Origin of the sequence: Actinotalea caeni (genome assembly GCF_009733795.1) — a bacterium.
GTDB classification, from domain to species: Bacteria; Actinomycetota; Actinomycetes; order Actinomycetales; family Beutenbergiaceae; genus Pseudactinotalea; species Pseudactinotalea caeni.
In genome coordinates this window covers 22915-49271 of record NZ_WNXX01000023.1, presented here as the reverse complement: position 1 = coordinate 49271, position 26357 = coordinate 22915, and the positions used below count along the sequence as shown (strand labels likewise).

General features: G+C 75.2%; 23 protein-coding genes, 1 tRNA gene and 1 riboswitch. Of the genes, 7 read left to right on the top strand and 17 right to left on the bottom strand.

Translation table 11 applies throughout. The features are described from left to right. Nucleotides 1-41: 41 nt before the first annotated feature. Both GPA02_RS16010 and yczE read right to left on the bottom strand, forming a co-directional pair. Nucleotides 42-4448 carry a hypothetical protein gene (locus GPA02_RS16010; protein WP_156201441.1) on the bottom strand — a complete coding sequence of 1469 codons (4407 nt, stop codon included), beginning with the start codon at nt 4446-4448 and terminating at the stop codon, nt 42-44. A 172-nt stretch (nt 4449-4620) separates the two neighbouring features. Further along, nucleotides 4621-5247, bottom strand: a complete 627-nt coding sequence (gene yczE, locus GPA02_RS16005; protein WP_156201446.1) for a membrane protein YczE — start codon at nt 5245-5247, stop codon at nt 4621-4623. 105 nt (nt 5248-5352) lie between these two features. Between yczE and yczR the strand changes: the two genes are divergently transcribed. Beyond that, entirely contained in the window at nt 5353-6786 is a 1434-nt protein-coding gene (gene yczR, locus GPA02_RS16000) for a MocR-like transcription factor YczR (RefSeq protein WP_156201440.1), read from the top strand. 141 nt (nt 6787-6927) lie between these two features. Here yczR and GPA02_RS15995 read toward each other — a convergent pair. Beyond that, nucleotides 6928-7000: transfer RNA gene (locus GPA02_RS15995), tRNA-Arg, on the bottom strand. 145 nt (nt 7001-7145) lie between these two features. Continuing rightward, on the bottom strand, nt 7146-7805 hold the full coding sequence (locus tag GPA02_RS15990; protein ID WP_156201439.1) for a pentapeptide repeat-containing protein: 660 nt from the start codon (nt 7803-7805) through the stop codon (nt 7146-7148). 47 nt (nt 7806-7852) lie between these two features. On the opposite strand from GPA02_RS15990, the gene GPA02_RS15985 reads away from it, so the two are divergent. Continuing rightward, complete coding sequence (locus GPA02_RS15985; protein ID WP_156201438.1) at nt 7853-8305, top strand: SRPBCC family protein; 453 nt, start codon at nt 7853-7855, stop codon at nt 8303-8305. Nucleotides 8306-8374: 69 nt separating this feature from the next. Beyond that, a complete protein-coding gene (ddaH, locus tag GPA02_RS15980) occupies nt 8375-9202 on the top strand; it encodes a dimethylargininase (RefSeq protein ID WP_156201437.1) in 828 nt (275 codons plus the stop codon). Between the two features lie 70 nt (nt 9203-9272). On the opposite strand, the gene GPA02_RS15975 is transcribed toward ddaH, so the two are convergent. The 6 genes from GPA02_RS15975 to GPA02_RS15950 all read right to left on the bottom strand — a co-directional run bounded on the left by GPA02_RS15975 (nt 9273) and on the right by GPA02_RS15950 (nt 15455). After that, nucleotides 9273-10202: a universal stress protein gene (locus GPA02_RS15975; protein WP_156201436.1), complete on the bottom strand. Its 930-nt coding sequence runs from the start codon at nt 10200-10202 to the stop codon at nt 9273-9275. Between the two features lie 209 nt (nt 10203-10411). Next, nucleotides 10412-11581, bottom strand: coding sequence for a Gfo/Idh/MocA family protein (locus GPA02_RS15970; RefSeq protein WP_156201435.1), 1170 nt, complete (start codon nt 11579-11581; stop codon nt 10412-10414). A 19-nt stretch (nt 11582-11600) separates the two neighbouring features. Then, complete coding sequence (locus tag GPA02_RS15965; protein WP_156201434.1) at nt 11601-12683, bottom strand: Gfo/Idh/MocA family protein; 1083 nt, start codon at nt 12681-12683, stop codon at nt 11601-11603. Further along, the gene (locus GPA02_RS15960; RefSeq protein ID WP_240134092.1) at nt 12680-13408 is read right to left on the bottom strand and encodes a ThuA domain-containing protein; all 729 of its coding nucleotides are present in this window, start codon (nt 13406-13408) and stop codon (nt 12680-12682) included. Before GPA02_RS15960 ends, GPA02_RS15965 begins: the two co-directional genes overlap by 4 nt. Nucleotides 13409-13514: 106 nt before the next feature. Continuing rightward, entirely contained in the window at nt 13515-14309 is a 795-nt protein-coding gene (locus GPA02_RS15955; RefSeq protein ID WP_156201433.1) for a C40 family peptidase, read from the bottom strand. Further along, nucleotides 14310-14477, bottom strand: a riboswitch (cyclic di-AMP (ydaO/yuaA leader). It lies immediately after the preceding gene. 165 nt (nt 14478-14642) lie between these two features. Continuing rightward, the gene (locus GPA02_RS15950; RefSeq protein ID WP_156201432.1) at nt 14643-15455 is read right to left on the bottom strand and encodes an iron-dependent transcriptional repressor DtxR; all 813 of its coding nucleotides are present in this window, start codon (nt 15453-15455) and stop codon (nt 14643-14645) included. Between the two features lie 144 nt (nt 15456-15599). Between GPA02_RS15950 and serC the strand changes: the two genes are divergently transcribed. After that, nucleotides 15600-16715, top strand: a complete 1116-nt coding sequence (serC, locus tag GPA02_RS15945; RefSeq protein ID WP_156201431.1) for a phosphoserine transaminase — start codon at nt 15600-15602, stop codon at nt 16713-16715. Between the two features lie 45 nt (nt 16716-16760). On the opposite strand, the gene GPA02_RS15940 is transcribed toward serC, so the two are convergent. Both GPA02_RS15940 and GPA02_RS15935 read right to left on the bottom strand, forming a co-directional pair. Further along, entirely contained in the window at nt 16761-18089 is a 1329-nt protein-coding gene (locus GPA02_RS15940) for an MFS transporter (protein WP_156201430.1), read from the bottom strand. An 82-nt stretch (nt 18090-18171) separates the two neighbouring features. Beyond that, a complete protein-coding gene (locus GPA02_RS15935) occupies nt 18172-18633 on the bottom strand; it encodes a MarR family winged helix-turn-helix transcriptional regulator (protein ID WP_156201429.1) in 462 nt (153 codons plus the stop codon). 74 nt (nt 18634-18707) lie between these two features. On the opposite strand from GPA02_RS15935, the gene GPA02_RS15930 reads away from it, so the two are divergent. Next, nucleotides 18708-18950 carry a DUF2530 domain-containing protein gene (locus GPA02_RS15930; RefSeq protein WP_162457802.1) on the top strand — a complete coding sequence of 81 codons (243 nt, stop codon included), beginning with the start codon at nt 18708-18710 and terminating at the stop codon, nt 18948-18950. Further along, nucleotides 18947-19894 (top strand): phosphoglycerate dehydrogenase, encoded by a 948-nt coding sequence (locus GPA02_RS15925; protein ID WP_156201427.1) that lies wholly within the window; start codon nt 18947-18949, stop codon nt 19892-19894. The genes GPA02_RS15930 and GPA02_RS15925 overlap by 4 nt, the downstream gene beginning before the upstream one ends. On the opposite strand, the gene GPA02_RS15920 is transcribed toward GPA02_RS15925, so the two are convergent. The 5 genes from GPA02_RS15920 to GPA02_RS15900 all read right to left on the bottom strand — a co-directional run bounded on the left by GPA02_RS15920 (nt 19891) and on the right by GPA02_RS15900 (nt 23948). Then, a complete protein-coding gene (locus GPA02_RS15920) occupies nt 19891-20487 on the bottom strand; it encodes an acVLRF1 family peptidyl-tRNA hydrolase (RefSeq protein WP_156201426.1) in 597 nt (198 codons plus the stop codon). The genes GPA02_RS15925 and GPA02_RS15920 overlap by 4 nt on opposite strands. Next, nucleotides 20484-21695 (bottom strand): MFS transporter, encoded by a 1212-nt coding sequence (locus GPA02_RS15915; RefSeq protein ID WP_240134090.1) that lies wholly within the window; start codon nt 21693-21695, stop codon nt 20484-20486. Before GPA02_RS15915 ends, GPA02_RS15920 begins: the two co-directional genes overlap by 4 nt. A 24-nt stretch (nt 21696-21719) precedes the next feature. After that, a complete protein-coding gene (locus tag GPA02_RS15910; protein ID WP_156201425.1) occupies nt 21720-22631 on the bottom strand; it encodes a hypothetical protein in 912 nt (303 codons plus the stop codon). Nucleotides 22632-22777: 146 nt separating this feature from the next. After that, a complete protein-coding gene (locus GPA02_RS15905) occupies nt 22778-23563 on the bottom strand; it encodes a DUF3027 domain-containing protein (protein WP_156201424.1) in 786 nt (261 codons plus the stop codon). Between the two features lies 1 nt (nt 23564). Next, nucleotides 23565-23948 carry a cold-shock protein gene (locus tag GPA02_RS15900; protein WP_156201423.1) on the bottom strand — a complete coding sequence of 128 codons (384 nt, stop codon included), beginning with the start codon at nt 23946-23948 and terminating at the stop codon, nt 23565-23567. 165 nt (nt 23949-24113) lie between these two features. Here GPA02_RS15900 and GPA02_RS15895 point away from each other — a divergent pair, with 165 nt between their 5' ends. After that, on the top strand, nt 24114-26342 hold the full coding sequence (locus tag GPA02_RS15895) for a helicase-associated domain-containing protein (protein WP_156201422.1): 2229 nt from the start codon (nt 24114-24116) through the stop codon (nt 26340-26342). Nucleotides 26343-26357: the final 15 nt, after the last annotated feature.

Below are 26357 nucleotides of genomic sequence, written 5' to 3'. Positions count from 1 at the left end.
GGCGCGCTCGTCGTGGCCGCCGCCGGTCGCGCGGCCGCCGGTCATCCGTGGACCGCGTCGCCCTCGCCGAGCACGAGGCGCCGACGGCGGAGGTCACGGCGGCGCGGCGGGCGCCTGTCGAGGCCGTTCCGCTCGTCGCCGCCCGCGGGCCGCGACGGTGGCATCTCGAACAGCCGGTCCGGGTCGTGCGCGGCGTGGTCCGCGCCGCCGTCGGCGGCGCGCGCGGTCGACCTACCCGTCCGCTCGGCCGGCTCGCCCACCGCGATCTCGTCGGTCGAGTCGTCCGGCCGGACCAGCCCGGGCGGGCCGCCGGGGCCGTCACCGCCGGACGGGCCGTCACCGCCGGACGGGCCGTCACCGCCGGACGGGCCGTCACCGCCGGACGGGTCGTCGTCGCCGGAGGGGTCGTCGTCGCCCTCGTCGTCCCGGTCCTCGCCGGTGGGGCCGTCGTCGAGCGCGTCCGTGCCGCGACCGGGCTCGACAGGCTCGTCGTCGCCGTCGGTCTCGGCGACCGCGTCGCCCCCGACCCCGGCACCTGCCGCAGCGCCGACACCGTCCACGACAGCCGCTTGCTCGTCCGCACCGTCCTCGACGTGCCCGGCCGCACCGTCCGCGAGCGCCCCCTGGTCGGCGTCGTCGTCGGGCTCGTCCTCGACGACGGGCGGCGGCACGACCACGGGGCGCGCCGACGGGTCGCCGGCCGTGCGCTCCGCGACGATGGCGTCGACGGCCTCCTTGATCGAGCGGGCCTCGCCCTGCGGGTCCATGAACACCGCGCTGGAGAAGACCATGCGCACGTGCCAGCCGCGGTTCTCCAGACGCTGCACCCAGTGCCGGTCGCGACGCCGCAGGCTGGTCTCGGCGACGTAGTCGTTGTCGTCGGTCAGCACCGCGAGCAGCAGCTCGCCGGGCAGCGCGGGGTGGCCCACCGCCAGCGGGATGCGCACGCCGTCGGGGGTGCCGTAGCGGGGCACGACCACCAGTCCGAGCCGCTCCAGCCGCACCGCGAGGTCGCGCAGCAGCCGGTCCGGGGGCGGCGCGTCGGGCTCGTCGGTCTGGTCGGTCGCGACGCCGTCGCGCGCGAACGCCAGCAGGTCGCGCAGCGCCACCGCGCCGGGGGTCCGCAGCCGCTCCTCGTCCAGCTCGTCCGGGTCGAGGCAGCTGACGACGGTCAGCCGGTGCCGGCAGGCGTCGAGCACGTCGACCAGCAGCTCGGCACCGTGCTCGCCGCCGACCGCGCCGAAGCGGTACAGCACCCGCCCGTGCGGGGTCTTGCCGTAGCCGAGCGTGAGGATGATCGCGTCGCGCCGCAGACCGGCGACCGACTCGACGTCGACGACCGTGAACGGTTCCGGCCCGGCCGGGTCGAAGAACGCGGCGACGCTGGCGCCGGCCGCCGTCGAGAGCACCGCGTCGCGCACGCGGTCCGCGTGCCGTGCGTTGAGCGCGATGACCGCGAGCGAGGTGTCCGGTCGGGTGAGCGCGTGCTCGATGACCAGGTCGACGACGCGGTCCACCTCCGCCTGCACGCTCTCGACCGCCTCACCGCCCGGCACCGGCATGCCGGTGCCGTCGACGAGATCGAGCGTGATGCCGCGCGGGCGGGGCGGGCCGGGCACCGGCCTGATGACGTCGGCGTAGCCGTGCTGGGCGAGGAAGCCGGCGATCTCGGCGTCGAGGTCGAGCCGGTCGCCCGGCAGCTCGACGGCCGGCAGCACCCGGGCGTCCGCGACCAGCCCGCCGCCGCCGCGGCGGCTGTCGCCGACGACGACGACCTGCTGCCCGCGGGAGATCGCCGCGATCGCCTGCTCGGTGGGCAGGTGCTGGACGGCGTCGAGCACGACCACGTCGATGCTGCGCTGCGGCTCCAGCACCTGCGGCACCAGCATCGGCGGCACGATCCACACCGGGCGCGGCGCCCACACCACCCGCCCGAACCGCCGGCGCAGGTCGCGCAGGTCGGTGACACCGGAGCGCACGGCGCGGTAGAAGTCCTGCGCCGCGGGCTTGTCTGCGGCGATGGCGGCGCGCACCTGCTCGGCGACCCGCTGCAGCACCGGGGCGCGCAGCGAGCGGGTCTGCGCCAGGTCGAGCTCGCGCAGCCGCTCGGCCGCGGTGTCGAGCGAGTCGGCGTCGAGGTCGGCGAGCGCGGGGTCGTTGCGCAGCAGCTCCTCCAGCAGGCTCGACCACCAGGCGAGGTCGAACTCGGCGCCGACCAGCTCGGTGGGCACCCGGCGCGCGGTGAGGTCCTCGACGAGCGGCCGCAGCCCCATCCGGTGCAGGTGGCCGAGGACGCCGGCGCGCTCGGGCATCTGCCGCAGCGTCGCGTCGTCGTCGCCGAGCCGCTCCAGGCGGTTCTGCAGCTCGCGCAGCGGCACGTCGCGCAGGTCGGCGCCGCCCAGCGACGGCGACAGCACCTCCTGCAGCGGCCCCACCTCCGCGAGCACGTCGTGCTCGGTGGCGAGGATGTCGGTCATGCCCTCGGGCAACCGGGGCCAGCCGCCGCCGGCGCAGTGCCGGCGCCACAGCTCCCGGCGCGCCTGCACGGCCTCGAGCTCGGCGTGCAGGTCCGGCACCGCGACGCCCGGTCGCAGCAGGTCGCGCGCCTGCTTGCGCAGGCGCCGCCGGGTGCCCCACGACAGCGTGATGCCGTGCTCGGCCCGCCAGGTGCGGCTCGCGGCCGCCGCCGCCATGTCGGTCGCGCTGCGCTCGAAGACCGCGGGCAGGAAGATGTCGAGCGAGGCGCGGATGCCCTCGAGCAGCTCCAGCTGGTCCGACCACTGCCGCAGCGTCACCGCCTCGTCGAGACCGGTCTGCGACGCCGTCGCGGCCACCTGGTCGACGAGCGTGGGCATGAGCGCGGCCAGCCGGCGCACGCGGGCGAGCGTCTCGGTCGCGTGCTCGGCGCTCGTCAGCACCACGCCGTGCCAGGGCGTGTCGGAGGCGCGCAGCCGGAACGCCCCGAGCGCGGCCGCGCGCGCGAGCTCCTCGCGGGCGTGCTGCCGCTCGACGACGGTCATCGCGAGCGCCTCGGGGTCCAGCCGCACCTGGGTGCGCGGGCCCGGACGCTGCGACGTCAGCTCCGCCAGCTCCTGCATCGCCAGGTACGCCGAGGCGTCCCACGGCGCGCGGACGCCGTGCAACGCGCTCACGTAGCCCGCGAGCGCCGCCCGGGCCTCGCCCAGCTCGCGGCGCATCCTCGGCACGTCGGGGTCCGCCTCGGGGGCGCGCGCGTCGAGACCGTCGACGAGCCGCCGGGCGGCCGTGTCCCGCCAGCGCGTGTCGCTGCCGAGGTCGAGGACGAGGTCGCCGAGCCCGAGCGCACGCATGCTCGCGTGCAGCGCCTCGCCGGCCCGCTTGGTGCCCGGCACGTACAGCACGTGCTTGCCCTCGGCTGCCGCCTGGGCGGCGAGGGCCGCGACCGTGCCCGGCACGTCCACCCCGGGAGGCGCGTCGACGAAGAGGTGCCCGCCGCCCTGGACGGCGTCCAGCACGCGGTGCTGGCCGAGGTCGAGGTCGCCGACCCCGCGCTCGGCCTCCGGGTCCGGGTCGGCGCTGCGACGCCGAGGCAGCTCGCGGCGCAGCCGCGCGACCGCCTGCTGGTCGCCGGCGAGCGCAGCGACGACCTCGTGGTCGCGCAGCCGGTCGGTGTCGAGGTCCTCGGCGAGCGCCTGCCCGGGGTGGACGAACGCACCGAGCACGATCCGAGGCTCCAGGTGGAAGTCCGGCAGCGCCGACGCGGCCCGCTGCACCGCCTCCAGGGCGGGCGCGGGGCTGAACCCGTGCGCCGTCTCGGACTCGGCGACGACGGCCGCGGGATCGATCGCGACGCCGCGGGCGCGCAGGGCGCGCACGAGCACCGGGTTGATCTCGACGGCGGGGTCGAGCTCGAGCGTGACCTCGGCGTCGGCGGGGTGGACCGTGATCGTCACCGGTCGCAGCAGCACCGGCAGGTGGATGCCCTCGGGCGCGTCGCCCCACCCGCCGTCGCTCTCGGCAGGCTGCGGCGGCGTCCAGGACGCGACGCCGATCGCGACATAGGTGGGGGCGAAGCCGTACCGCTGCGCCAGCTCCTCGGTGCGCGCCCCGACGATCCGGGCGCGACGGCGCGCGTGCGTGAGCGCCGAGCCCTCCCGGGCGAGGTTGCTCAGCCGGGTCGGGCGGCCCGCGAACAGCTGCGCGATGCCGCCGGGGTGCGCGGCCGTGAGGTCGACGACGGCGTCGCCCAGGCTGCCCACGTCCCACAGCGCGCTGCCGCCGGCGAGGTCGCCGAGCCGGTTGCGCCACTGGGCGGCGGCGATCTCGACGACGTCGGGGGCCTGCGCGCGGGCGTCGTCACCGGGGGCGGTCGCCTCGTCGGAGCCGTCGGCCGGCGCCGCCGAGGCGGTGCTGACGTCGGGTTCGGCAACGGCCCGGCCGGGTCGTCGCAGCTTGCGGGGCGAGCTCACCCGACCACGCTAACCGGGGTACCGCCGTCGCGCCCGTTGACGCGCGGAGACAACCGGAACCAGAGGCGTGAGACTGCTCTCTCAGCGACGACGCGCGCCGCGCAGGGGGCATGCGGCGCGCGCCGTCGGCACCAGTGTGCGCCGTCGGCGACCGGGAAGCAAACGGGCCCCCTCAGGGGGCGACGGCGGTCGCCTCGGGCTCGCTCGCGGAGGGGTCCGTCGTCCCGAGCCGGACCACCACCCAGGGCAGCATCAGCTGCACGAGCGGGCCGATCGCGAGGGCGTAGAGCACGGTGCCCAGCCCAACGACACCGCCCAGCAGGAAGCCCGCGGCCAGCACCGTCACCTCGATGCCGGTGCGCACGAGCCGCAGCGACCGGCCGGTGCGGCGCGCGAGCCCGGTCATCAGCCCGTCCCGCGGGCCGGGGCCCAGCTGGGCGCCGATGTAGAGCGCGCCGGCGAGGCCGTTGAGCACGACGCCGAGCCCGAGCACGGCGACCTGCAGCGCGAGGCCGTCGGGGCGGGGCAGCACGGCCAGCCCGACGTCGGTGGCGACCCCGATCACCAGCACGTTGGCGACGGTGCCGAGCCCGGGCATCTGGCGCAGCGGGATCCACAGCAGCAGCACGAGGGCGCCCACGATCGTGACGACCGTGCCGAACGTGAGCCCGGAGCGCTGGGCGAGGCCGTCGTGGAAGACGTCCCACGGGTCGAGGCCGAGCCCGGCGTGGATCATCAGCGCCATCGACCAGCCGTACAGCCACAGCCCGAGGATCAGCTGGACGAGCCGGCGCGGCATGCGCGGCGCCCGCAGCTGCTGGCGCGGCGTGAGGTTCTCGAGCACCCTGCCAGCATCCTGAGAAGTGGACTGTTCGTAAATAGCCACTTGTGAGAAAGTGGCCACGTGGCGCTCACCCTGTCCCCGCACCGGGCCGCCGCCCTCGTGCGGGGGTTCGACGCCTCGCCCGCCTACGAGGGGCTGGCGGGCGCCCTCGCGCTCGTCATCGGCGACGGCCGCGTGCCCGTCGGCACCCGGCTGCCCAGCGAGCGCGAGCTCGCCGCCGCGCTCGGGCTGTCGCGCACCACGGTGACCCGCGCGTACGCGCTCCTGCGGCAGCGCGGCTTCGCCCGCGCACGACACGGGTCCGGGACCTACGCGCACCTGTCGGGCCGGCGCCGCGACGTCGTCGACCGCGTCCTCGTGCCGCTGCTGGACCGGCCGGACCTCATCGACCTCGGCTCGGCCGCCACCTCGGCGCCGCCGGGCGTGGCCGCCGCGCTCGCCGGGGCCGTCGACGACGTCACGCCCTACCTCGGCGGTCACGGCTACTACCCCGGCGGCATCCCGGAGCTCCAGGAGGCGATCGCCGCGCACTACGAGGCCCGCGGGCTGCCCACGAGCCCGGACCAGGTGCTGGTCACGCCGGGCGCGCTGGCGGCCGCCGCGATCGTCGTGCACGCCCTGACGGGGCCGCGGGACCGGGTGCTGGTCGAGACGCCGTCGTACCCGAACGCGCGGCGGGCGCTGGCCGGCCACGGCGCCACGCTGGTGCCGAACCCGGTCGACGAGGACGGCTGGGACCTCGCGACGGTGGCCCACGCCGTCCGGCACGCCCGGGCCGGGCTCGCCTACCTCGTGCCCGACTTCCAGAACCCGACCGGGCACCTCATGCCCGCCGAGCAGCGCGAGCGCTACGCCGAGCTGCTGCGCGCCGCGGGCACCGTGCCGGTCGTCGACGAGGCGGGCCAGCAGCTCTACCTGGAGGACGGCGAGATGCCCCCGCCGTTCGCCACCTACCACCCGGGCACTGTGACGCTCGGCAGCGCCAGCAAGATCTTCTGGGGCGGGCTGCGCCTCGGCTGGGTCCGGGCGCCGCGGGACATGGTCGACGACCTCGTCGCCGCGCGCGTCGCGCTCGACCTGGGCACCCCGGTGCTGGAGCAGCTGGCGCTCGCACGGCTGCTCACGGGTTCGGACGCCGTCGCCGACGCCCAGCGGAGCCGGCTGCGCGAGCAGCGGGACGCTCTGCTCGCGGCGCTCGCCGAGCGGCTGCCCGACTGGCGGGTCGGCCGCCCGCGGGGCGGTCTGACGGCGTGGTGCGAGCTCCCGGCGCCGGTCGCCACCGCGTTCGCCGAGGAGGCGGAGCAGCACGGCGTCGTGATCGCGCCGGGCTCGCAGTTCGACGTCGAGGGCCGGCTGGAGTCCTACGTGCGGCTGCCCTGGATCAGGCCGGTGCACGAGCTCGAGGAGGCGGTGCGGCGGCTCGCCGACGCGTGGCACGAGGTCGGCAAGCGCCCGGTCGGTCCCGCGCGAGCGCGGCGGCTCACCGTCGCCTGACGGCGACCGGCCTCGCGAGGCGGCCTGCGGGCGGCACCCGCGGTGGCGGGTGCGGCAGCGCAGCGGCTGGGTGCCCCCGGCGCGAGCCGTCGCAGGCTCCTCCCGAATCGCGCCGCGTGCACAGCGGCGCAAGCGCCTTTGTGCCCCCGGCGCGATTCGAACGCGCGACCTACCGCTTAGGAGGCGGTTGCTCTATCCCCTGAGCTACGGGGGCGGGCACGGCGGGACCCATCTTCGCAGGTCTCGCCGGGCGCGCGCGCACGCGACCACGCGGCCACCGGTCTCGTGCCGCGTGCCGGCCTCGTGCCCGTGCGCCGTCGAGCAGGGCGCCCGAGGAGATTGCGGGCACGGGGCGCGCGTCAGAGCACCCGCACGCCGATGTGGCCGGCGAACACGTCGGTCAGCGCGACGGCCTGCTCGGTCGAGATCGTCGCACCGGCCATGCCGCCCACCCCGCCGACCGTGCCGATCTCGAGCCCGCGCAGGTCGACGTCGTGCAGCCGCGCCCGGCCGAGCGTCAGGGTGCCGACCGTGCACCCCCGGAAGGCGACGCGCTCCGCCGTCGCCGAGGACAGGTCGAGCTCGTCGATCGCGCAGTCGACGACCAGCACGTCGCGCAGCGCTGCGCCGCGCAAGTTGACCCAGCCGAGCTTGCTGCCGGAGACCGTCACCGCCTGCAGGTCGCCCTCGTACAGCTCGGCGGCACCGACCCGCGACCGCTCGAGGTGGACGCTGCGCCAGGCCGACCGCGCAACGGCGAGCATCGGAGCGTCCAGCCCGACGACCCTGGTGTGAACCAGCCGGGCGCTGCGCAGCTGCACCTCAGCCAGCCGCACGTCGAGCAGCTCGCACTCGGTGAGCGTGACACCGGACAGGTCGCGGTCGGCGAGCGTGCCGCCGTCGAAGCGCACGCCGTCGAACCGCTCCCCCGCGGCCAGCTCGGCGACGTCGCCGGGGTCCAGCTCGGGCAGGTCCGGGTCCTCGACGACCGGGGCCGCCGGCCCCTGTGCGCTGCTCACCCGGCCACGCTAGAGCAGGCCGCCCGCGCGGGTGCGATGCTGGGCCCGTGGTCGAGTCGGTGGCGGAGCGCGAGGTCCCGCTGCCCGCGGCTGTCGTGTTCGACCGGTTGACCGCGCTGCGCAACCACGAGCGCCTGATCCCGTTCACCCGCATCGCCACGCCGGACCGGCGACCGCGGGTCGGCGACGTCACGGTCGCGACGACGGCGCTCGTGCTCGACGACACGATGGAGCTGGTGCGCTACGCGCCGCCCCGCGCCCCCGAGGGCGCCGGTCGGGCCGCATGGGTCAAGCGCGGACCGGTGCTGCTGGGCGAGGCGGAGATCCGCGTGATGTCGCTCGGGCCGCACCGGTCCCGTGTCACCTGGGTCGAGCGCGACATCCACCTCGCGGGGTTGCCGCGCGGCCCGGTGACGCGCCCGCTGACCGCGCTGCTCGGCCTCATGACCCGGCGCGCGCTGCGGCGCTTCGCCCGGCTGTCCGCACCGCGGGACGGATGAGTCCGCGGCGCGGCCGCGCCGGCGCGCCGCGGCACCGGGATGCTTCCCTGCGCATCTCATGATGTGAGAATGACGGCGCTTGCGCCCCTGACCCTGGAGAGCCCGACCGTGCGTCACTACCTCATGTGCCCACCCACGCACTACACGGTGAAGTACCAGATCAACCCCTGGATGCACCCGGAGCAGCCCACCGACGCCGACCTGGCGATGGAGCAGTGGGAGAACCTGCGCCGGACCTATCTCGAGCTCGGCCACACCGTGGACCTCATCGAGCCGCTGCCCGACTACCCGGACATGGTCTATGCCGCGAACGGCGCGACCGTCGTCGACGGCGTCGCCTACGGCGCCCGGTTCACCTACCCGCAGCGGCAGGGCGAGGCCCCCGCCTACCTCGCGCGGCTGGCCGAGCTCGGCTTCACGCCGGTCGAGGCCACCGAGATCAACGAAGGTGAGGGCGACATGCTGGTGACCAGCCGCGCGATCCTCGCCGGCACAGGGTTCCGCAGCACGGTCGCCGCCCACCAGGAGCTGCAGGAGGCGGTCGGTCGCGCGGTGGTGTCGCTGCGCCTGGTCGACCCCAGCTACTACCACCTGGACACCGCGCTGGCCGTCATCGACGACGACCTCGTCGCCTACTACCCGCCTGCCTTCTCCCCGGGCAGCCGCGCCGCCCTGGAGCACCTGTTCCCCGACGCGATCATCGCGACCGACGCCGATGCGAAGGTGCTCGGCCTCAACGCGGTCTCCGACGGCACCCACGTCGTCGTCGCGCCGGGCGCGCACGACCTCGCCGACGCGCTGCGCGCCCGCGGCTACGAGCCGGTCCCGGTCGACACCAGCGAGCTGCTCAAGGGTGGCGGCGGCGCGAAGTGCTGCACCCTGGAGCTGCGCCGCTGACGACCCCCGCCCGCCGCGCACCGCTCGCGCGGCGGGTCCGCGGCGGCACCGGCCCGGCCGGCCCGGACGGCTAGCCCGCCGCGCTCCAGGGCGCGATCGGCGGCAGCCCCTCGTCCTGGGTGCGCGACGGCACGACCATGACCGGGCAGGCGCTGTGGTGCAGCAGCGCCTGCGACGTCGAGCCCAGCAGCATCCCCGCGAAGCCGCCGCGGCCGCGGGTGCCGACGACCACGAGGTCGACCGCGGTCGAGAACTCGGCGAGCAGCGCGGCACCCGTGCCGTCGAGGGCGTGCCGGCGCACCGTGATGTCGTGCCCCTCCAGCGCGCGGTCGACCGTCACGTCGAGACCGGCCTTGCAGTCGGCCAGCAGCGTCTCGCTGTCGACGCTGGTCGGCAGCCAGCCCAGCAGACCGGTGCCGGTGCCGATCGGGATGCCGGTGACGGCGGTGAGCTCGGCGCCCCACAGCTCCGCCTCCTCGATCGCGCGCTTGAGCGCGCCCTTCGCCGACGGCGACCCGTCCACCCCGACGACGATCCGTGTGATCGGGATCGGCAGCTCCGCGCCGTCCTTGTACGGCACGACCACCGTCGGGCAGTGCGCGTGCGCCGGCAGCGCCGAGGACACGGTGCCGAGGATCCGCTCGGCGAAGCCGCTGCGGCCGCGGGTGCCGACGACCGCCAGGCAGACGTCGCGCGACGCCTCGACCAGCACGCCCGCCGGGTCGCCCGTCTCCAGCGCCGAGGTGACGGGCACCCCGATGTCGTCGACGCGCGCGAGCGCCTCGTCGAGGACGGCCTGCGCCCCGTCGCGTATCGCGGCGTCGTCGAGCGTGGCGTAGCCGCCGTCCAGCGACGCCGCCGCGAACGTCGGCAACGCGTACGCGCAGACGATGTGCAACCGCCAGCCGACCTTGGCCGCGTGCGCGGCAGCCCAGTCGAGCGCGTGCAGGCTCGGCGCCGATCCGTCGACCCCTGCCATCACCACCGCGTCGTGGCCCATGACCGAATCACCCCCATCGTGTGGGTATCTCTTGACCCATTGTGCCCTGTCCGGGGGCATGCGTGGGCCACGCTCGCAGAACGGGCTGACGGCGAGACGCCCGAGCAGGCCCGGCGGCGCCCGCGGCACCCGTCGGCACGACTCCGGGACCCGCTCGGGCAGCCGCCGGACCAGGGCCTCCCTGCGCCGTCACACGGGCTGCGGAGATCTCAGACGGTCGTCCAGGCGGCCTCGCGCGCGGCGCTGTCCTCGACCGCCGCGAGCAGCCGCTGCACGGCGGCGCCGTCGGCGAACGAGGGCTCCGGGTCGGTGCCGGACGCGATCGCGTCGAGGAAGTCCCGGGCCTGGTTGACGAAGGTGTGCTCGTAGCCGAGCCCGTGCCCGGGCGGCCACCAGGCGCCGACGTAGGGGTGCGTGGGCTCGGTGACGTCGATGCGGGCGAAACCGGCCCGGTCCCCGGCGCTCGCGTCGTGGTACCGCAGCGCGTTCATGTCCTCGAAGGAGAAAACGAGCGAGCCCTTCGAGCCGTTGACCTCGAGCTCGATGTGGTTCTTGCGCCCGGTGGCGAAGCGGGTCGCCTCGAAGGTGCCGAGCGCGCCGCCGTCGGTGCGGGCGAGCAGCACCGCGGCGTCGTCGACCGTCACCTCGCCCGTCTCGGCGCTGCCGCCCGCGGTCGCGGCGCCCAGCGCACCGCCGCCCTCCGGCAGCGGCCGGCGGCGGACGAACGTCTCGGTCTGCGCCGCGACGCCGGTGATGCGCTGCCCGGTGACGAACTGCGCCATGTCGAGCACGTGCGCCCCGATGTCGCCGAGCGCGCCCGAGCCGGCGACCTCCTTGCGCAGCCGCCACACGAGCGGGAACTGCGGGTCGACGATCCAGTCCTGCAGGTAGCGGCCGCGCACGTGCCGGATCTCGCCGACCGCGCCCTCGGCGACCATCTGCCGCATCAGCGCGACCGCCGGCACCCGGCGGTAGCTGAACCCGACCATCGACCGCACCCCGGCCGCGCGCGCCTGCTCGGCCGCCGCGGCCATCTCCTCGGCCTCGGCGACGTCGTTCGCGAGCGGCTTCTCGCACAGCACGTGCTTGCCCGCGGCCAGCGCCGCGAGCGCGATCGGGTGGTGGGTGTCGCCGGGGGTGCAGATGTCGACGACGTCGATGTCGTCGCGGGCGACGACCTCGCGCCAGTCGGTGGCGCTCTCCTGCCACCCCAGCCGCGCCGCGGCCGCGGCCGCGGCCTCGCCGTCGCGCCCGACGACGACCGCCATCTCGGGCGTGACGCCGAGGTCGAAGAACCGGTGCACGTTGCGCCACGCCTGCGAGTGCGCCGCGCCCATGAAGGCGTAGCCGATCATCGCGATCCGCACGCTGCCGCTCATGTGGAACTCCTCCTGCTCGTCAGGCCGACGCCGGGTCGGCTCCTGCGGGTACCGGGTCGGGTCGCTCGCACCGGCTGCGGACGGGCACGACCGTGCCGGTCGCGGCCGCCTCGAGCACGCGCTCCATCACCTCGTTGACGTGGTAGCCGAGCTCGGCCGACTGCCGGTGGCCGGTACCGGCCGCGATCGCGCGCGCCATGTCCGCGAGGCCGTAGCCGCGCCCGGCACCCGGGTACCCGGCCAGTGGCTCGACCGGCTCGAACGCGCCGCGACGACCGAGCCGGACCTCGCCGTCGAAGTGGTTGGGGTCGGGCACCGCGAGGCTGCCCTCGGTGCCGTAGACCTCGATGCGGGGCAGGGTGCTCGCGACGACGTCGAAGCTCACCACCAGCGTGCTCACGGCACCGCCGGCGTGCCGCAGCACCGCGCTCACCGTGGTCTCCACCTCGACCGGGAACTCCTCGCCCGCGCGCGGCGACCCCGGCGGTGCGACACGCACCGGGCGCGGCCGCGCCGACATCGCGGTGACGGTCTCGACCGGGCCGAGCATCGTCACGAGCGAGGTGAGGTAGTACGGGCCCATGTCGAGCAGCGGCCCACCGCCGGTCGCGTAGTAGAACCCAGGGCTGGGGTGCCAGGCCTCGTGACCAGGGATCAGCATGAACGCCGTCGCGGCGACGGGCTGCCCGATCTCGCCGCGATCGATGAGCGCCCGGGCGGTCTGGGTACCGGTCCCGAGCACGGTGTCCGGCGCGGAGCCGATGCGCCGGTCGGCGCGCGCGGCCGCGGCCAGCATCGCGTCGGCGTCGGCGAGCGAGGTCGCGAACGGCTTCTCGAGGTAGACGTGCTTGCCCGCCTCCAGCGCCGCGATCGTCAGCGGCGCGTGCGCCTGCGGCGTCGTGAGGTTGAGGACGACGTCGACCTCGTCGTCGGTCAGCAGGGCGTCGGGTGCGCTGGTGCGCGCACCGGTGCGCTCGGCCACCGCCGCGGCGGCAGCGGGGTCGAGGTCGGCGACGACGGTCAGCGCGAGCCCGGGCAGCCGCTCGAGGCTGTCGAGGTACTGCCGCGAGATGTTGCCGCAGCCGACGAGCCCGACCCTCATCGGCTGGCCCACAGCAGGCCTCGCTTGATGATCGTGCTGACGTGGGGGTCGCGCAGCACCTCGACCCGGTGGCCCGGGGTGCTGACGAAGATCTTGCCCTTGCCCCACAGCCGGGTCCAGACGGCGGGCGAGGTGACCTCGCGGTGCCAGGGGTCCCACGGACGGACCTTCTGGGTGGTGGTGGCGAGCACGTCGATGTAGCTGTCGGCGAGCACCCAGTACTGCTCGGTCACGAGCGAGAACTGCTCGATGCCGGCCATGATCGGGTGCTGGCGCCCCAGCTCGCTGACCTCGACCGTGTAGGGGACGTAGTTGTCCGACTGCTCGCCGGTGCGCTCCTCCGGGGCCTTGCCGGGGTGCGTCGCGAACTGGCCGCCGACCAGGTGCAGGTAGTCGCTGCTGTTGCGGTAGGAGTCGGCGATGCCGCCGTGCCAGCCGGCGAACCCGGTGCCGGCCTCGACGGCGGCGATCAGGCCGGAGAGCTGGTCGGGCTCGATCGTGCTCATCGTGTTGCACTGCACGACGAGGTCGGTCTGCGCCATCAGGTCGGCGTCGGCGTAGGGCGCGGGGCTGTCGAAGATCTCGACGTCGAACCCGTGCTCGCGCAGGTGCGGGATGAACTCCTCGGTCGCCTCGACCGGCTGGTGGCCGTCCCAGCCGCCGCGGACGACGACCGCGCGCCGCGGCCGGGGGTCGAAGCCTGGGATGGTCGGCGTGAGCGCCACTGCTCTCCTCGATTTCGCGGTTGCGACAACAAATCGGGTCCCAGCATAGGCGCAGAGACGACGACGGCCCGCACCGTGGGGGTGCGGGCCGTCGTGACGCGAGATGTCAGCCGACGCGGATGAACACCGGGTTCGACATGTAGATCGGGCTCTCGTACAGCGCCGTGCCGGGCTGGCGGGCCGCGATGTGGTTGCCGTTGCCGGTGTAGATGCCGACGTGGCCGGGGGCCCACACGAGGTCACCGGGGCGCGCCTCGGAGGCCGAGACGACCGTGCCCGCGTAGCGCTGCGCCGAGGACGTGCGCGGCAGGCTGATACCGGCCTGCGCGAACACGTACATCGTGAAGCCGGAGCAGTCGAAGCCGGCCGGGCTGGCGCCACCGTGGACGTACGGCGTACCGACGTAGCGGCGCGCGATGTCGACGATGAGCGAGCCGGACGGGTTCGCCGGGGCGCTCGACGCGGCGGGGGCGCTCGACGCCGCGGGCAGCTCGGTGCGCGTCTGCGTGCGCGCGGCGGCGGCCTGCGTGTAGGTCGGGCGCTGCACCACCGGCGGCGGCGGGGGCGGCGGCGGGGGCTCGGAGCTGACGTCCGCGGCGACGGTCGAGAACGACCACTCCGCGTCGGCTGCGACCGTGACGCTCGGCGAGGTCTCGATGACGTCGTCGTCGTTGGTGATGGCCGTCAGGTTCGCCATGGGGGCCGGGCCGCGGTTCGCGGCGACGTCGACGCCACCGGCGGCCACGCTGGCCGACGCGGTGAGCGTCAGCACGATGCCGGAGGAGGCGGCGGCGACGACGGCGCGCCGTCCGGCGGGGCCGGTCAGCGCGGAACCGATGCCGGTCAGCGGGTTGACGGCGCGGCTGTCTGCGCGATGCCTCGCGAGTGAGGAACGGGACACGTAGTACCTCTCCAACGCCTGCGAAGTGAGCTGTCGGGTTCGGGTGGGAGAACACCCGGTCCGCCGCACCGGCCGGAGCCGGTCCGGAGAACTTCACCCCAAGGCGCCGAAGCGCCGGAAGTGGTTCCTCCGCCCCTGTCATGTGTGGTCGATCGGCCACGTCCCGGTGACAGGGCTAGGCGCCGGGACACGGACTCGCCGGAGGAGGGATCCGTCGAGCGGGTGCCACGGTACCCGACGATTCGCCCGAATGTCACATTCAGGTCACGGAGGCCGCGATCGGCGGTGTGACGTGCGTCACAGGACGCTCCTCGTGCACGCCGGAGACCCGTGTCAGGGCGCGGCGACGAACAGGTGCTTGGCCAGGTCGTCACCCAGCTCGAGCTCGCGCGCCGTGCCGACGGCCTGCTGCGAGGTGGTCGCGCCGGCACCCTCGGCGCCGTCGAACGAGGCCCGGGGCGCAGGGCGGCCGTCGGCGCCACCGGTGCGGCCGGTGTCGCCGGCGGCGCCTTCGGTCCCGTCCGTGTCGTCGGTGCCGATCACGACGGTCCGGTCCTCGCGACGCACCCGCACACGCACGCCCGGGCGGATGCCCAGCCGCTCGAGCTCGGCGAGCAGCGCGACGTCGACCTGCAGCGGCTCGCCCACCCGGACCAGCCGTGCGACACCCGGCTCGGCCGTGGCGACGTCGACGACGCTGCGCACCTGCTCGGGCGACGTCGGCTCCAGGCCGAGCTCCTCGAGGCCGGGGATCGGGTTGCCGTACGGGTCGTGCCGCGGCTGCCCCAGCAGGCCGACGAGCCGGCGCTCGACACGCTCGCTCATCACGTGCTCCCAGCGGCACGCCTCCTCGTGGACGTGCGGCCAGTCCAGCCCGACGACGTCGACGAGCAGCCGCTCCGCGAGGCGGTGCTTGCGCATCACCTGGGTGGCGCGCTCCAGCCCGAGCGGCGTGAGCTCCAGGTGCCGGTCGCCGGTGACGACCATGAGACCGTCGCGCTCGAGCCGCGCCACGGTCTGGGACACCGTGGGCCCCGAGTGCCCGAGACGTTCGGCGATCCGGGCCCGCATCGGCCGGATGCCCTCCTCGAGCAGCTCGAAGACCGTCTTGAGGTACATCTCGGTGGTGTCGATGAGATCGCTCACCCGCGCACCACCCCCGCGCTCGTCGTCCGGTCCAGCACCACCGATCCACCCTATCGAGAGGCTGTCCGGTGCCGTCGGTCCACGAGACGAGCGGCACGCGCCCGGCGGACGGGGGCAACGCGCCGGACCTGGGATCATCGCCCCATGAGCGTGCCCGCGATCCCCCGCGACCTGCTGCCCGCCGACGGCCGGTTCGGCTGCGGACCGAGCCGGATCCGACCGGCGCAGGTCGACGCGCTGGCGGCTCTCGGCACCACCGTGCTCGGCACCTCGCACCGCCAGCCTCCGGTGCGGCACCTGGTCGCCCGGGCGCGCGCCGGGCTGGCGACGCTGCTCGGCGCGCCCGAGGGCTACGAGGTCGTGCTCGGCAACGGCGGCTCGACGACGTTCTGGGACGTCGCGACCTTCGGGCTGGTCCGCGAGCGCGCGCTGCTCGCCGTGTGCGGGGAGTTCGGCAGCAAGTTCGCGGCCGCGGTCGCCGCGGCTCCCTTCCTCGCCGAGCCGCAGGTCGTCGACGCCGCCCCGGGCACCCGGGCGCTGCCGGTCGCGGCGCCCGGCGTGGACGCCTACGGCTGGGCGCACAACGAGACCTCGACCGGCGTGCTGACCCCGGTGCGCCGCCCCGAGGGCGCCGACGCCGACGCGCTCTGCCTGGTCGACGGGACCTCCGCCGCCGGCGGTGTCGCCGTCGACCTCGCCGAGAGCGACGTCTACTACTTCGCGCCGCAGAAGGCGCTCGGCTCCGACGGCGGGCTGTGGTTCGCGGTGCTGTCCCCGGCTGCGCTGAGCCGCGTCGAGGAGCTGGCCGGTCGCTGGGCGCCCGCCTCGCTCTCGCTCGCCGCCGCGCTCGCGAGCTCGCGCAAGGACGAGACGGTCAACACGCCCGCGATCGCGACGCTCGTGCTGCTCGTCGAGCAGGTCGAGTGGTTGCTCGACCAGGGCGGGCTCGCATGGGCGGCCGAGCGCACCGCGGCGTCGTCGTCGGTGCTGTACGACTGGGCGGAGCAGCGGTCCTGGGCGACGCCGTTCGTCACCGAGGCCGACGCCCGCTCCCCCGTCGTCGGCACGATCGACCTCGACGACGCGATCGACGCCGCCGCGGTCGCGGCCGCGCTGCGCGCCAACGGGGTCGTCGACGTCGAGCCCTACCGCAAGCTCGGCCGCAACCAGCTGCGGGTCGGGATGTTCCCCTCGACCCCGCCGGAGGACGTCGAGGCGCTCACCGCCTGCGTCGACTTCGTGGTCGACGCGCTCGGCTGAGGGCACGCGTCGACCGTCCGGCGCCGGGGCGTGCGGGGGCTGCGGTCAGGCGGCGGTGCGCACACCCGACTCGGCCGCGGCGGCGTCGATCTTCGCCTGCTCGCGCGCCTCGCGCTCCTCGCGGTGGGTGAGCACCAGGTGCGGCCGCGGCCGCAGCACGTAGGTGACCTCGACGCCCCAGCGGCGCCCCGACCAGATCGCCGCGACGGCCGCGACCAGGATCGCGCTGAGCGAGCCCACGAGGATCGACCAGCGGCCGCCCCAGGCCTCGGCGACCCAGCCGACGACGGGTGAGCCGAGCGGCGTGGCCCCGAACAGCACCAGCACGTACAGGCTCATCACGCGGCCGCGCACCTCGGGATCGGTGCTCAGCTGGATCGCGGTGTTGGCGGCCGTGATCATCGTGAGCGAGAAGAACCCGACCGGGATGGTCGCCAGCGCGAACAGCTCGTAGGTGGGCGCCAGCGCCATGAGGGTCGAGGCGATGCCGAACCCGAACGCGGAGCCGATGACCAGCCGCACCCGCGGCCGCACCCGGCGCGCCGCCATGAGCGCACCCGCGAGCGAGCCGATCGCCAGCACCGAGCCGAGGATGCCGTAGCCGTCGGCGGACTTGCCGAACACCTCGGTCGCCATCACCGCCGAGGTCAGCTGGAAGTTCAGCCCCAGCGCCGCGACGACGAACAGCACGGCCAGGATCACGACGATGTCGCTGCGCCGGCGCACGTAGCGCAGCCCCTCGCGCAGCTGGCCCTTGCCACGCTCCGACCGCGGCATGTGCTGCAGCTCGGAGGTGCGCATCAGCAGCATCGCGCCGATCGTGAACGCGAACGACGCGGCGTTGATGACGAACACCCAACCGGTGCCGACGGCGGCGATCGCCAGACCTGCGACGCCCGGGCCGACCAGCCGCGCCGCGTTGAACGACGCGCTGTTCAGGCTGACCGCGTTGCCCAGCCGCTCGGGCGGCACCAGCTCGGAGACGAACACCTGGCGGGCAGGCGCGTCGAAGGCGGTCGCGACGCCGAGGGCCAGCGCCAGCACGTACACGTGCCACAGCTGGGCGTGACCGCCCAGCACGAGGGCGCCGAGGACGGCGGCGAGCACCCCGAGGGCGCCCTGCGTCCAGATCAGCAGCTTGCGGGGGTCGAACCGGTCGGCCAGGAGCCCGGCCACCGGGGTGAGGAACACGGCGGGCACGAACTGCAGCGCGGTCACCACGCCGACCGCCAGACCGCTGTTGTCGGTCAGCTCGGTGAGCACCAGCCAGTCCTGCGCGATCCGCTGCATCCAGGTGCCGACGTTGGCGACGAGGGCACCGAAGAACCAGATCCGGTAGTTCCGGATCCCCAGGGAAGCAAAGGTCGTACTCACGTCAGCTCAGGTCTCGTTCGTTGTCGTTCGGTCTCGACAGGTTCTCGGTAGCGGGTCGTAGGTGCCGGTCGCCGGCCGGCCGTCACTGGGCGCAGATGCGGCGCAGGATCTCCTCGGCGGCGGAGAGCGTGGCGCGCTCGTCCGTGGTGAGCGACGCGAGCCGCCGCTTGAGCCACTCGTCGCGTCGCCGCCGGGTGGCGGCGACGTGCTCCTGGCCGCGGGCCGTGGCACTCACCAGCACCTGGCGACCGTCGTCGGGGTGCGGGTGGCGCTCCGCGAGCCCGGCGTCGATCAGGTGCTGCACCGTGCGCGTCATGGACGGCGGTCGCACCCGCTCGCGCTCGGCGAGCTCCCCCGGTGTCAGCGGGCCGTGGGCGACGAGCTGGCCGAGCACGGCCATCTGGCCGCCGGACAGGTCGCCGACCTTCTGCTCGCGCAGCACGCGCGAGGTCCGCAGCAGGGTGGTGCGCAGCCGTGAGGCCAGCGGCTCGGGCCGGCGCGCGCCATGGGCTGGGGCACGGGACGACTCGGACACGGCCTCCATTCTAGGTCATTAGTTAGGCTAAACAAATACCCGGCGCGTGTGAGTCCCCTCACGCCACCCACTACGATCGCCGTGTGCGCGCCTTCGACCCCCAGCACACCCCGCAGGAGCTGCGGCCTGCGCGCGTCAACGCCAAGAAGCTGTTCTTCACCGGCAGCCTCGGGTGGGCGGTGGCCCTCGTGGTCGTCGGCGTCATGCACCTCGCCGACCGCTCCCCCGACGGCAGGCTGGCCCTCGTGTGCCTGGTCGGCGTCGTCCTCGGCGGCGTCGGCTACGTCTGGGCTCACGCCGTCCAACGGGAGCAACCTGACCTGTGAGCGACCTCAAGATCCTCGTCCCGACCGTCATCCCGATCGACCTCGAGGTGCCCGCGGGCGTCGTGCGCGTCGACTACGACGTCGAGCAGCCCGTCCCCGAGGAGCACCGCGACGCCGAGGTGGTCGTCGTGTGGCTCAACCCGGGCGAGCGGCTCGCGGCGCTGCCGTCGGAGCTGCCCCGGCTGCGCTGGGTGCAGGGACTGATGGCGGGTACCGACGCGGTGCACGCGGCCGGCTTCGGTCCCGACGTCGTCATCACCGCCGGCGTCGGGCTGCACGACCAGCCGGTCGCCGAGCACACGCTCGCGATGATCCTCGCCGCCGCGCGGCGGCTGGACGAGACCGTGGTCGCGCAGCGCGAGCACCGCTGGCTCGACGGCCACACCGGCAACCAGATCCGCAACCGGACGGGCTTCACGACGCTGGCCGGGTCGCGCGTGACGATCTGGGGCTTCGGCGGCATCGGCACGACGCTCGCGGGCTACCTGACCGCGCTCGGCGCCGAAGTCGTGGGCGTCGCCCGCAGCGCCGGCGAGCGGGACGGCTACCGGGTCGTCACACCGGACGACCTGCCGGAGGAGCTGCCCCGCACCGACGTGCTGGTCGACATCCTCCCGGGCACGCAGGAGCTGGACGGCGCCATCGGCGCGGAGGTGTTCGCGGCGCTGCCGCGGCACGCGTGGTTCGTCAACGTCGGCCGCGGCGTCACGGTCGACGAGGTCGCGCTGGAGGCGGCACTGCGCTCCGGCGAGATCGCCGGCGCCGCGCTCGACGTGTTCCGCGAGGAACCGCTGCCCGCCGACTCGCCGCTGTGGGACGCGCCGAACCTCATCATCACGCCGCACTCGGCGGGCGGCCGGCCGCAGCAGCCGGGTCGGCTGATCGCCGAGAACCTGCGCCGCTACCTCGCGGGCGAGGAGCTGCTCGGGGTGTCGACGCCCTAGTCGCTCAGCACGACCCGTACCGAGCGAGCACGGGCGAGCGCGGTCGCGAGGACCGACGGCGTCGGGTCCGGCAGGTCGAAGAGCTCGCGCACCGGCAGGCCCGCGGTGGGCAGCCGCGCCTCCTCGAGCACGGCGGCCACCAGTCGGCGGTCGCCGCCGGTGACCAGCCCGTCCAGCGGACGGCCCTCGAGCAGTCGCGCCGCGTGGCCGGCGACGGCACCGACCAGCTCGTCGGCCTGGTGGCCGCGACGGCGGGCGAACCGCTGCTGCGACCACCCGCCCGCGGCGGTGCGCCCCTGCACGTGTCGGCGGCCGACCTTGCGCTCGACCAGCCGGTCGCCGTCGGCCAGCGCGACGGCGTAGCCACCCCGACGCACGAGCACCAGACCGAGCCGGGTGGGCGGCTGGGCGAGCCGGGCCAGCTCCTCGGCGGACGTGGCCCCGTCGAGCGCCGACCACGCCGTGAGCTCGGCGGTGACGGCGTCGCCGCCGGTGAGGAGGCCGCCGTCGACCACGGCCCCGTCGTGGCGCTCGGCGAACCCGGCGAGCCAGCGCGGCAGCCGCTCGACGGGGACCTCGACCACGCGGCTCATCGCGGGACGCCCCGGGCGCGGGGCGGGCCGACCCAGCGCGGCACCCAGCGGGCGAGCGCACCCGCGGTGGCGCCGCTGATCAGCGCGGTCACCCAGATGCCGGCGGCGAGCGAGCCGATCGCAGCGCCGGCGGACACCACGAGCGGGCCGGCGGCGTTGCCGGAGTCGGCCAGCAGCCGCCACACGCCCAGGAACTGGGCGCGCTCGTCCGGCGGCGCGGTGTCGGCACCCAGCGTCATGATCACGCCGGAGCCGATGCCGTTGCCGAACCCGAGCAGCATCGCGACCCCGACGAGCGGGCCGATCGTGCCGGTCAGCGGCAGCAGCACGAGCGCCACCCCCATGACGAGCATCGACGGCACCGCGACCCAGAGCCGGCCCTTGACGTCCATCACCTTGCCGGCCGGGTAGAAGAGCAGCATGTCGATGCCGCCGGCGATCCCGAACACGATGCTCGTGGTCGCGGTGTCGAGGCCGAGGTGCTCGGCCCACAGCGGCACGACGGCGGTGCGGGCGCCGCGCACGGCACCGACCAGCAGCACCGCCACGCCGAGGGTGGCGAACAGCCGGGCGTGCTTGCGGGCGACCTCCAGCAGCCCGACCGGGCGCTCGGCGTCGTGGTGGCGTGGATCGGGGTCGGTCGCGACCGCGACGACGACGGCCGCGAGCACGCTGGTGACGACACCGAGCCAGAACACCGCCGCCGTCGACCCGGTGAGGTGGGCGACCGCGGCACCGGCGAAGGGGCCGATGAACAGGCCGATGCGGTGGACGCCGCCGAGCGTGGACATCGCCCGTGCGCGCATGAGGGGCGGCACGACCTCGGTGAGGTAGGACTGCCGCGCGAGGCCGTAGACCGCCTCGGTGGCGCCGAGCAGCAGCACGCCGGCCCCGAGCACGACGAGGTTCGGGGCGACGGCGAGCATCGCGAGACCGAGCATCGCGACGGCGGAGGCGCCGATCATCGCGGCCCGGTCGCCGACGCGGGCGGCGATCGCACCGGCCGGCAGGTCGGCGAGGATCCGCCCGACCGGTAGTAGCGACATGACGATCGCGGCGGTCGCGAGGTCGGCGCCGAGCTGGCCGGCGCGGCCCGCGAGCACGGGCACCATCGCGCCGATGCCGATCTCGAAGATCAGCGAGGGCAGATAGACGCCCGGGATCAGGGCGGTGAAGGCCGGCCCCGATCCCGGGCGTCTGTCAGTCACATGCAGCGATGATGCCAGGTGCGCTCAGAGGATGAACTCGCTGCCGTCCTTCGGGCCGGCGAGCACGAGCTCACGGGCACGGATGAACTCCGACCCGTCCTTCGGGCCGGCCAGGGCAGCGCGAATGAACTCGGAGCCGTCCTTGGGCCCGCAGATGAACTCGCTGCCGTCCTTGGGACCAGCCGCGCGGATGAACTCGCTGCCATCCTTCGGACCAGCCGCGCGGATGAACTCGCTGCCATCCTTGGGGCCGGCCGCACGGATGAACTCGCTGCCGTCCTTCGGACCAGCCGCACGGATGAACTCGCTGCCATCCTTGGGACCGCAGATGAACTCGCTGCCATCCTTCGGACCAGCCGCACGGATGAACTCCGACCCGTCCTTGGGACCGGCCAGCGCGGCCCGGATGAACTCGCTGCCGTCCTTCGGACCGCAGATGAACTCGCTGCCGTCCTTCGGACCAGCCGCACGGATGAACTCGCTGCCATCCTTCGGCCCGGCCGCGCGGATGAACTCGCTGCCATCCTTGGGGCCAGCGGCGCGGATGAACTCGCTGCCATCCTTCGGACCAGCCGCACGGATGAACTCGCTGCCATCCTTCGGACCAGCCGCACGGATGAACTCGGTCCCATCCTTCGGACCGACTGGCGCGAGACGGATGAACTCGCTACCTTCCTTGGGTCCACAGATGAACTCGGACCCGTCCTTCGGACCGCCGAGGCTGATGTGGGCGCGGATGAACTCGCTCCCGTCCTTCGGGCCGGCGAGTGCAGCCCGGATGAACTCGCTCCCGTCCTTCGGGCCCGCCAGCGTGGCGCGGATGAACTCGGACCCGTCCTTCGGACCGGAGACGAGGGAGGACACGCCCGAGAACGCGCTGCGGACGACGGTGGACAGGGCAGGGGTGAGCAGGGCAGGGCTGACCGAGGGGGTCATGGGAAGGCTCCTTCGCAGGACGTGTGGAAGTGATCTGGGACACAGAAATCGCCGGGATGGCGCTTTCACGGTAGCCCCACGCGTCCTGACGCAACCACCCGAGCGCAACTACCGCTCAGGGTGAGAACGGGGTGGAAAGGACAGGCTTAGCGAGCCTCGTCCGACGACTCCACGACCTCGATGTCCAGCTCGTCGACGACGGGCTCGGACTGGTCCCAGTCACGGCCGCTGCGCACGACATCGGTCTCGGAGTGCGCCCCGCAGCCGTGGTCGAAGCTGACCACCTTGCCGTCGTCCGGCGACCACTCGTTCGCGCACACGCCGAACAGCTGCCCCAGCGGGCCCGCCAGCGGGATGATGAAACCGCACGTGGCGCAGTCGGCGTCGGCCGCGCGTGAGCCGGCGGTGCGCGGGCCGTGCGAACCCTCGTACCAGCGGGTGGCCGCGGCGTCGATCGCCTCGGCCGTCATGATGCGCTCGCGGTCGAGACCGAGCTCGTGGATCGCGACGCGGTCGTACTCCGGGTCACCGGTCGGGACGACGCCCGAGACGAGCCGCGGGTCGTCCGGGTCGTACGGGAGGCGGTCGGTCGGCCCGAGGTCGCCCGGCGCGAGCCGCTCGGCCCACGGCAGCCACGCCTTCGCCAGCAGCGCACCCTCACCGGGCAGCAGCCCGGTCTCGCACACGGTCGCGGTGCGCGACCGGGGGGCGCGCGCCACGGTCACCGACCAGTACCAGCCGACGTAGCCCGGCATCGTGCACGCGAACGCGTGCGAGCCGAGACGCTCGCCCTGCAGCGTGAAGCCGAGGTGCTCGCCGACCTGGCCGGCCTCGGTCTCGGCCTCCAGCGCCGCGCGGGCGACCTCGACCGCGCCGGCGAGGACGGCGTCCTTCGCGGCGCGGCGGCTCGTGGTCTCGACCGTGGTGATCACCTCAGGCGTCGAACTCGTCGGCGACGGCGCGCATGACGGCGGCGATCTTCGTCGCCTCGGCGCGCTCCGGGTAGCGACCGGAGCGGAGCCGGTTGCCGGCCCGGTCGAGCAGCTTGATGAGGTCCTCGACGATCGAGACCATGTCCTCGGCAGGCTTGCGCTGGGCGCGCGTCACCGACGGCGCCGGGTCGAGCACCGTCACCGAGAGCGCCTGCTGGCCGCGACGGCCGTCGGCGACGCTGAACTCCACCCGCGTGCCAGGGCGCGGCGCCGGGGCGCCCGCAGGCATCGCGGACGCGTGGAGGAAGACCTCACCGCCGTCGTCGGACGCGATGAAACCGAAGCCGCGGTCGGCGTCGAAGAACTTGACCTTGCCGGTGGGCACGTGTTCCTGCCTGTGGGGGACGGGGCGCGCGTGAGCGCGCCGACAGCGCGAAGTAGGTGGACCAACCACAAGCGTACCTGCGTGCGAGGACGGTACCGCTCGGGGCCCGTCCGCCGTGCGGGCATGGGCGCCCCGCCGCCAGGTCCGGGTACTAGCATCACGACGATGGCCGGCACGACGGAGCTTGCCGACCTCTTCCGTGAGGCCGACGACGACTGGCTGGCGGCGCTGCTCGCCGACCGCCCGGACCTCGCCCGTCCGGTGCCGCAGTCGCTGACGGCGCTCGCGAGCCGGGCAGGGTCGCGCGCCTCGGCGAGCCGGGCCCTCGCGACCTCCACGGCGCCCGAGGTCACCGTCCTCGAGGCCGTCGTGACGCTGACCGCGTCCGGAGGGACCACCACGCTCGCCGCGCTCGCCGACGCGCTCGGCGGGGCGGCCGTCGCCCCGGTCGTCGAGCGGCTCCGGACCAGGGCGCTGCTGCTCGGCGACGACGAGACGCTGGCAGCGGCTCCTGGTGTGCGCGAGGCCGTCGGCCCCACCCCGCTGGGCCTGGGGCCGCCGCTGCGGGCGCTCGACGTGCGCGCCGACGCCGGCTGGCCGACCACGCCCTCGGCCCTGCGGACCGTGCTCGCCGACGCGCCCGAGGGCGCCCGGCGGCTGCTGGACGCGCTCACGTGGGGGCCGCCCGTGGGCACGCTCGGCACCGAGCTGCCACCCGCGGCGCGCTGGCTGCTGGACCGCCACGTGCTGCACCGGCCGAACGCCACCGAGGTGGTGCTGCCGCGCGAGGTCGCGCTCGCCGCCCGTGGCGGCCTGCTCGCGCGCGGGCTGCCGGTGGCGCCCGAGATCTCCGACGCACCGCTCCGGCGACCCGACGTCGTCGCCGCCGAGGTGGTCGCCGCCGCCGAGACCGTGCTGCGCCAGCTGGCGACGCTGCTCGACCTGTGGGGCGAGGAGCCGCCCGCGGTGCTCCGCGGGGGCGGTGTCGCCGCGCGCGACGTCAAGCGGCTCGCCGCTCTCCTCGAGGTCTCGACGACGCACGCGGCGCTGGTGTGCGAGCTCGCCGGCATGCTCGGCCTCGTCGGCCACGTGCACGACGAGGAGAGCTCGCGCTGGGCGCCGACGAGCGCCGTCGACGGCTGGCTGGACCGCTCCGCACCGGAGCGCTGGGCCGAGCTCGCGGCGGTGTGGCTGCGCTCCAGCAGGGTCCCCTGGCTCGCCGGCACCCGTACCGACCGCGGCGCGCTGCGGGCCGCGCTCGACCCCGAGCTGCACCGGACCTGGGCGGCCGGGCTGCGGCAGCGCTGCCTGCGCGCCGTCGCGGCGTGGCCCGAGGGCGGCGCACCCTCGGTCGCGCAGGTGCGCGGCCACCTCACCTGGCAGACGCCTCGTTCGGTGCCGCCGGAGAACACGGTCGCGGCCGTGCTGGCGGAGGCCAGCGCGCTCGGTCTGCTCGGCGCCGACGCGCTCGGCCCACCCACCCGGCTGCTGCTCGACGGCGCACCGACCACCGAGGTCGCCGCGGCGCTGGCCGCGCTGTTCCCGCCCGAGGTCGGCGAGCTCGTCATCCAGGGCGACCTCACCGGGATCGTGCCCGGCCGCCCGACGGCGGAGCTCGCCGCCCTGCTCGACCGCGCCGCCGACGTCGACAGCCGGGGCGCCGCCCTGACCGTCCGGTTCACCGCGGACTCGCTGGGCCGCGCGATCACGGCAGGCATGACCGCCGAGGAGCTGCTGGAGCGGCTGCGGGCCGTGTCGCGCGCCCCGCTGCCGCAGCCGCTGGAGTACCTGGTCGCCGACGTCGCGCGGCGGCAGCGCCGGGTGCGGGTGCAGCCGGCGTCCGCGGTGCTGCGCACCGACGACGAGGCCGCCACCCTCGCGCTGCTGGCCGAGCCCGCGCTCGCCGACCTCGGTCTGCGCCGCCTGTCGGCGACGGTGCTCGCTGCCGACGTCGGTCCCGTGACGCTGTACGAGGCGCTCCGGCGCACCGGTGCGGCGCCGCTGCTCGAGGGCCCCGACGGCAGCCCCGTCGCGATGGCGACCGGGCGCGCACGGGCGGTGCGGCCGGTGCCGCTGGAGGGACCGCCGGTGGAGTCGCCCGTCGACACCGCGGCCGCCGTGGCGGCGATGCGCGCGGGCGAGGAGCGCGCGGCCGCGCTCCTCGCCGGCACCGCTGAGGCGCCGTCGGCCGCCGACGAGCTCGAGATGCTACGCACCGCCGCGGCACGCGGCGCGCACGTGCGGATCGTCATCGCCGGGGAGGCCGGCGCCACCCAGGAGCGCCTCGTGCGCCCGCTCGCGGTCGACGGCGGCCGGGTGCGGGTGCTCGACACCGCCCGCGAGGCCGAGCTGACGGTCGCGACCCACCGGATCGTCTCCGTCAGCCCGGCCTGAGCGGGGCCGAGCGGG

Bases quoted from the DNA above. Each gene is read 5' to 3' on its own strand.
- yczE (WP_156201446.1), bottom strand. From the start codon at position 5,247: ATGCCGCGCCGGCTCGTCCAGCTGATCCTCGGGCTGTGGCTGTACGGC.
- serC (WP_156201431.1), top strand. From the start codon at position 15,600: ATGAGCGTGCCCGCGATCCCCCGCGACCTGCTGCCCGCCGACGGCCGG.
- GPA02_RS15895 (WP_156201422.1), top strand. From the start codon at position 24,114: ATGGCCGGCACGACGGAGCTTGCCGACCTCTTCCGTGAGGCCGACGAC.
- GPA02_RS15935 (WP_156201429.1), bottom strand. From the start codon at position 18,633: ATGGAGGCCGTGTCCGAGTCGTCCCGTGCCCCAGCCCATGGCGCGCGC.
- ddaH (WP_156201437.1), top strand. From the start codon at position 8,375: ATGACGGCGCTTGCGCCCCTGACCCTGGAGAGCCCGACCGTGCGTCAC.
- GPA02_RS15970 (WP_156201435.1), bottom strand. From the start codon at position 11,581: ATGAGCGGCAGCGTGCGGATCGCGATGATCGGCTACGCCTTCATGGGC.
- GPA02_RS15965 (WP_156201434.1), bottom strand. From the start codon at position 12,683: ATGAGGGTCGGGCTCGTCGGCTGCGGCAACATCTCGCGGCAGTACCTC.
- GPA02_RS15910 (WP_156201425.1), bottom strand. From the start codon at position 22,631: ATGACCCCCTCGGTCAGCCCTGCCCTGCTCACCCCTGCCCTGTCCACC.
- GPA02_RS15975 (WP_156201436.1), bottom strand. From the start codon at position 10,202: ATGGGCCACGACGCGGTGGTGATGGCAGGGGTCGACGGATCGGCGCCG.
- GPA02_RS15920 (WP_156201426.1), bottom strand. From the start codon at position 20,487: ATGAGCCGCGTGGTCGAGGTCCCCGTCGAGCGGCTGCCGCGCTGGCTC.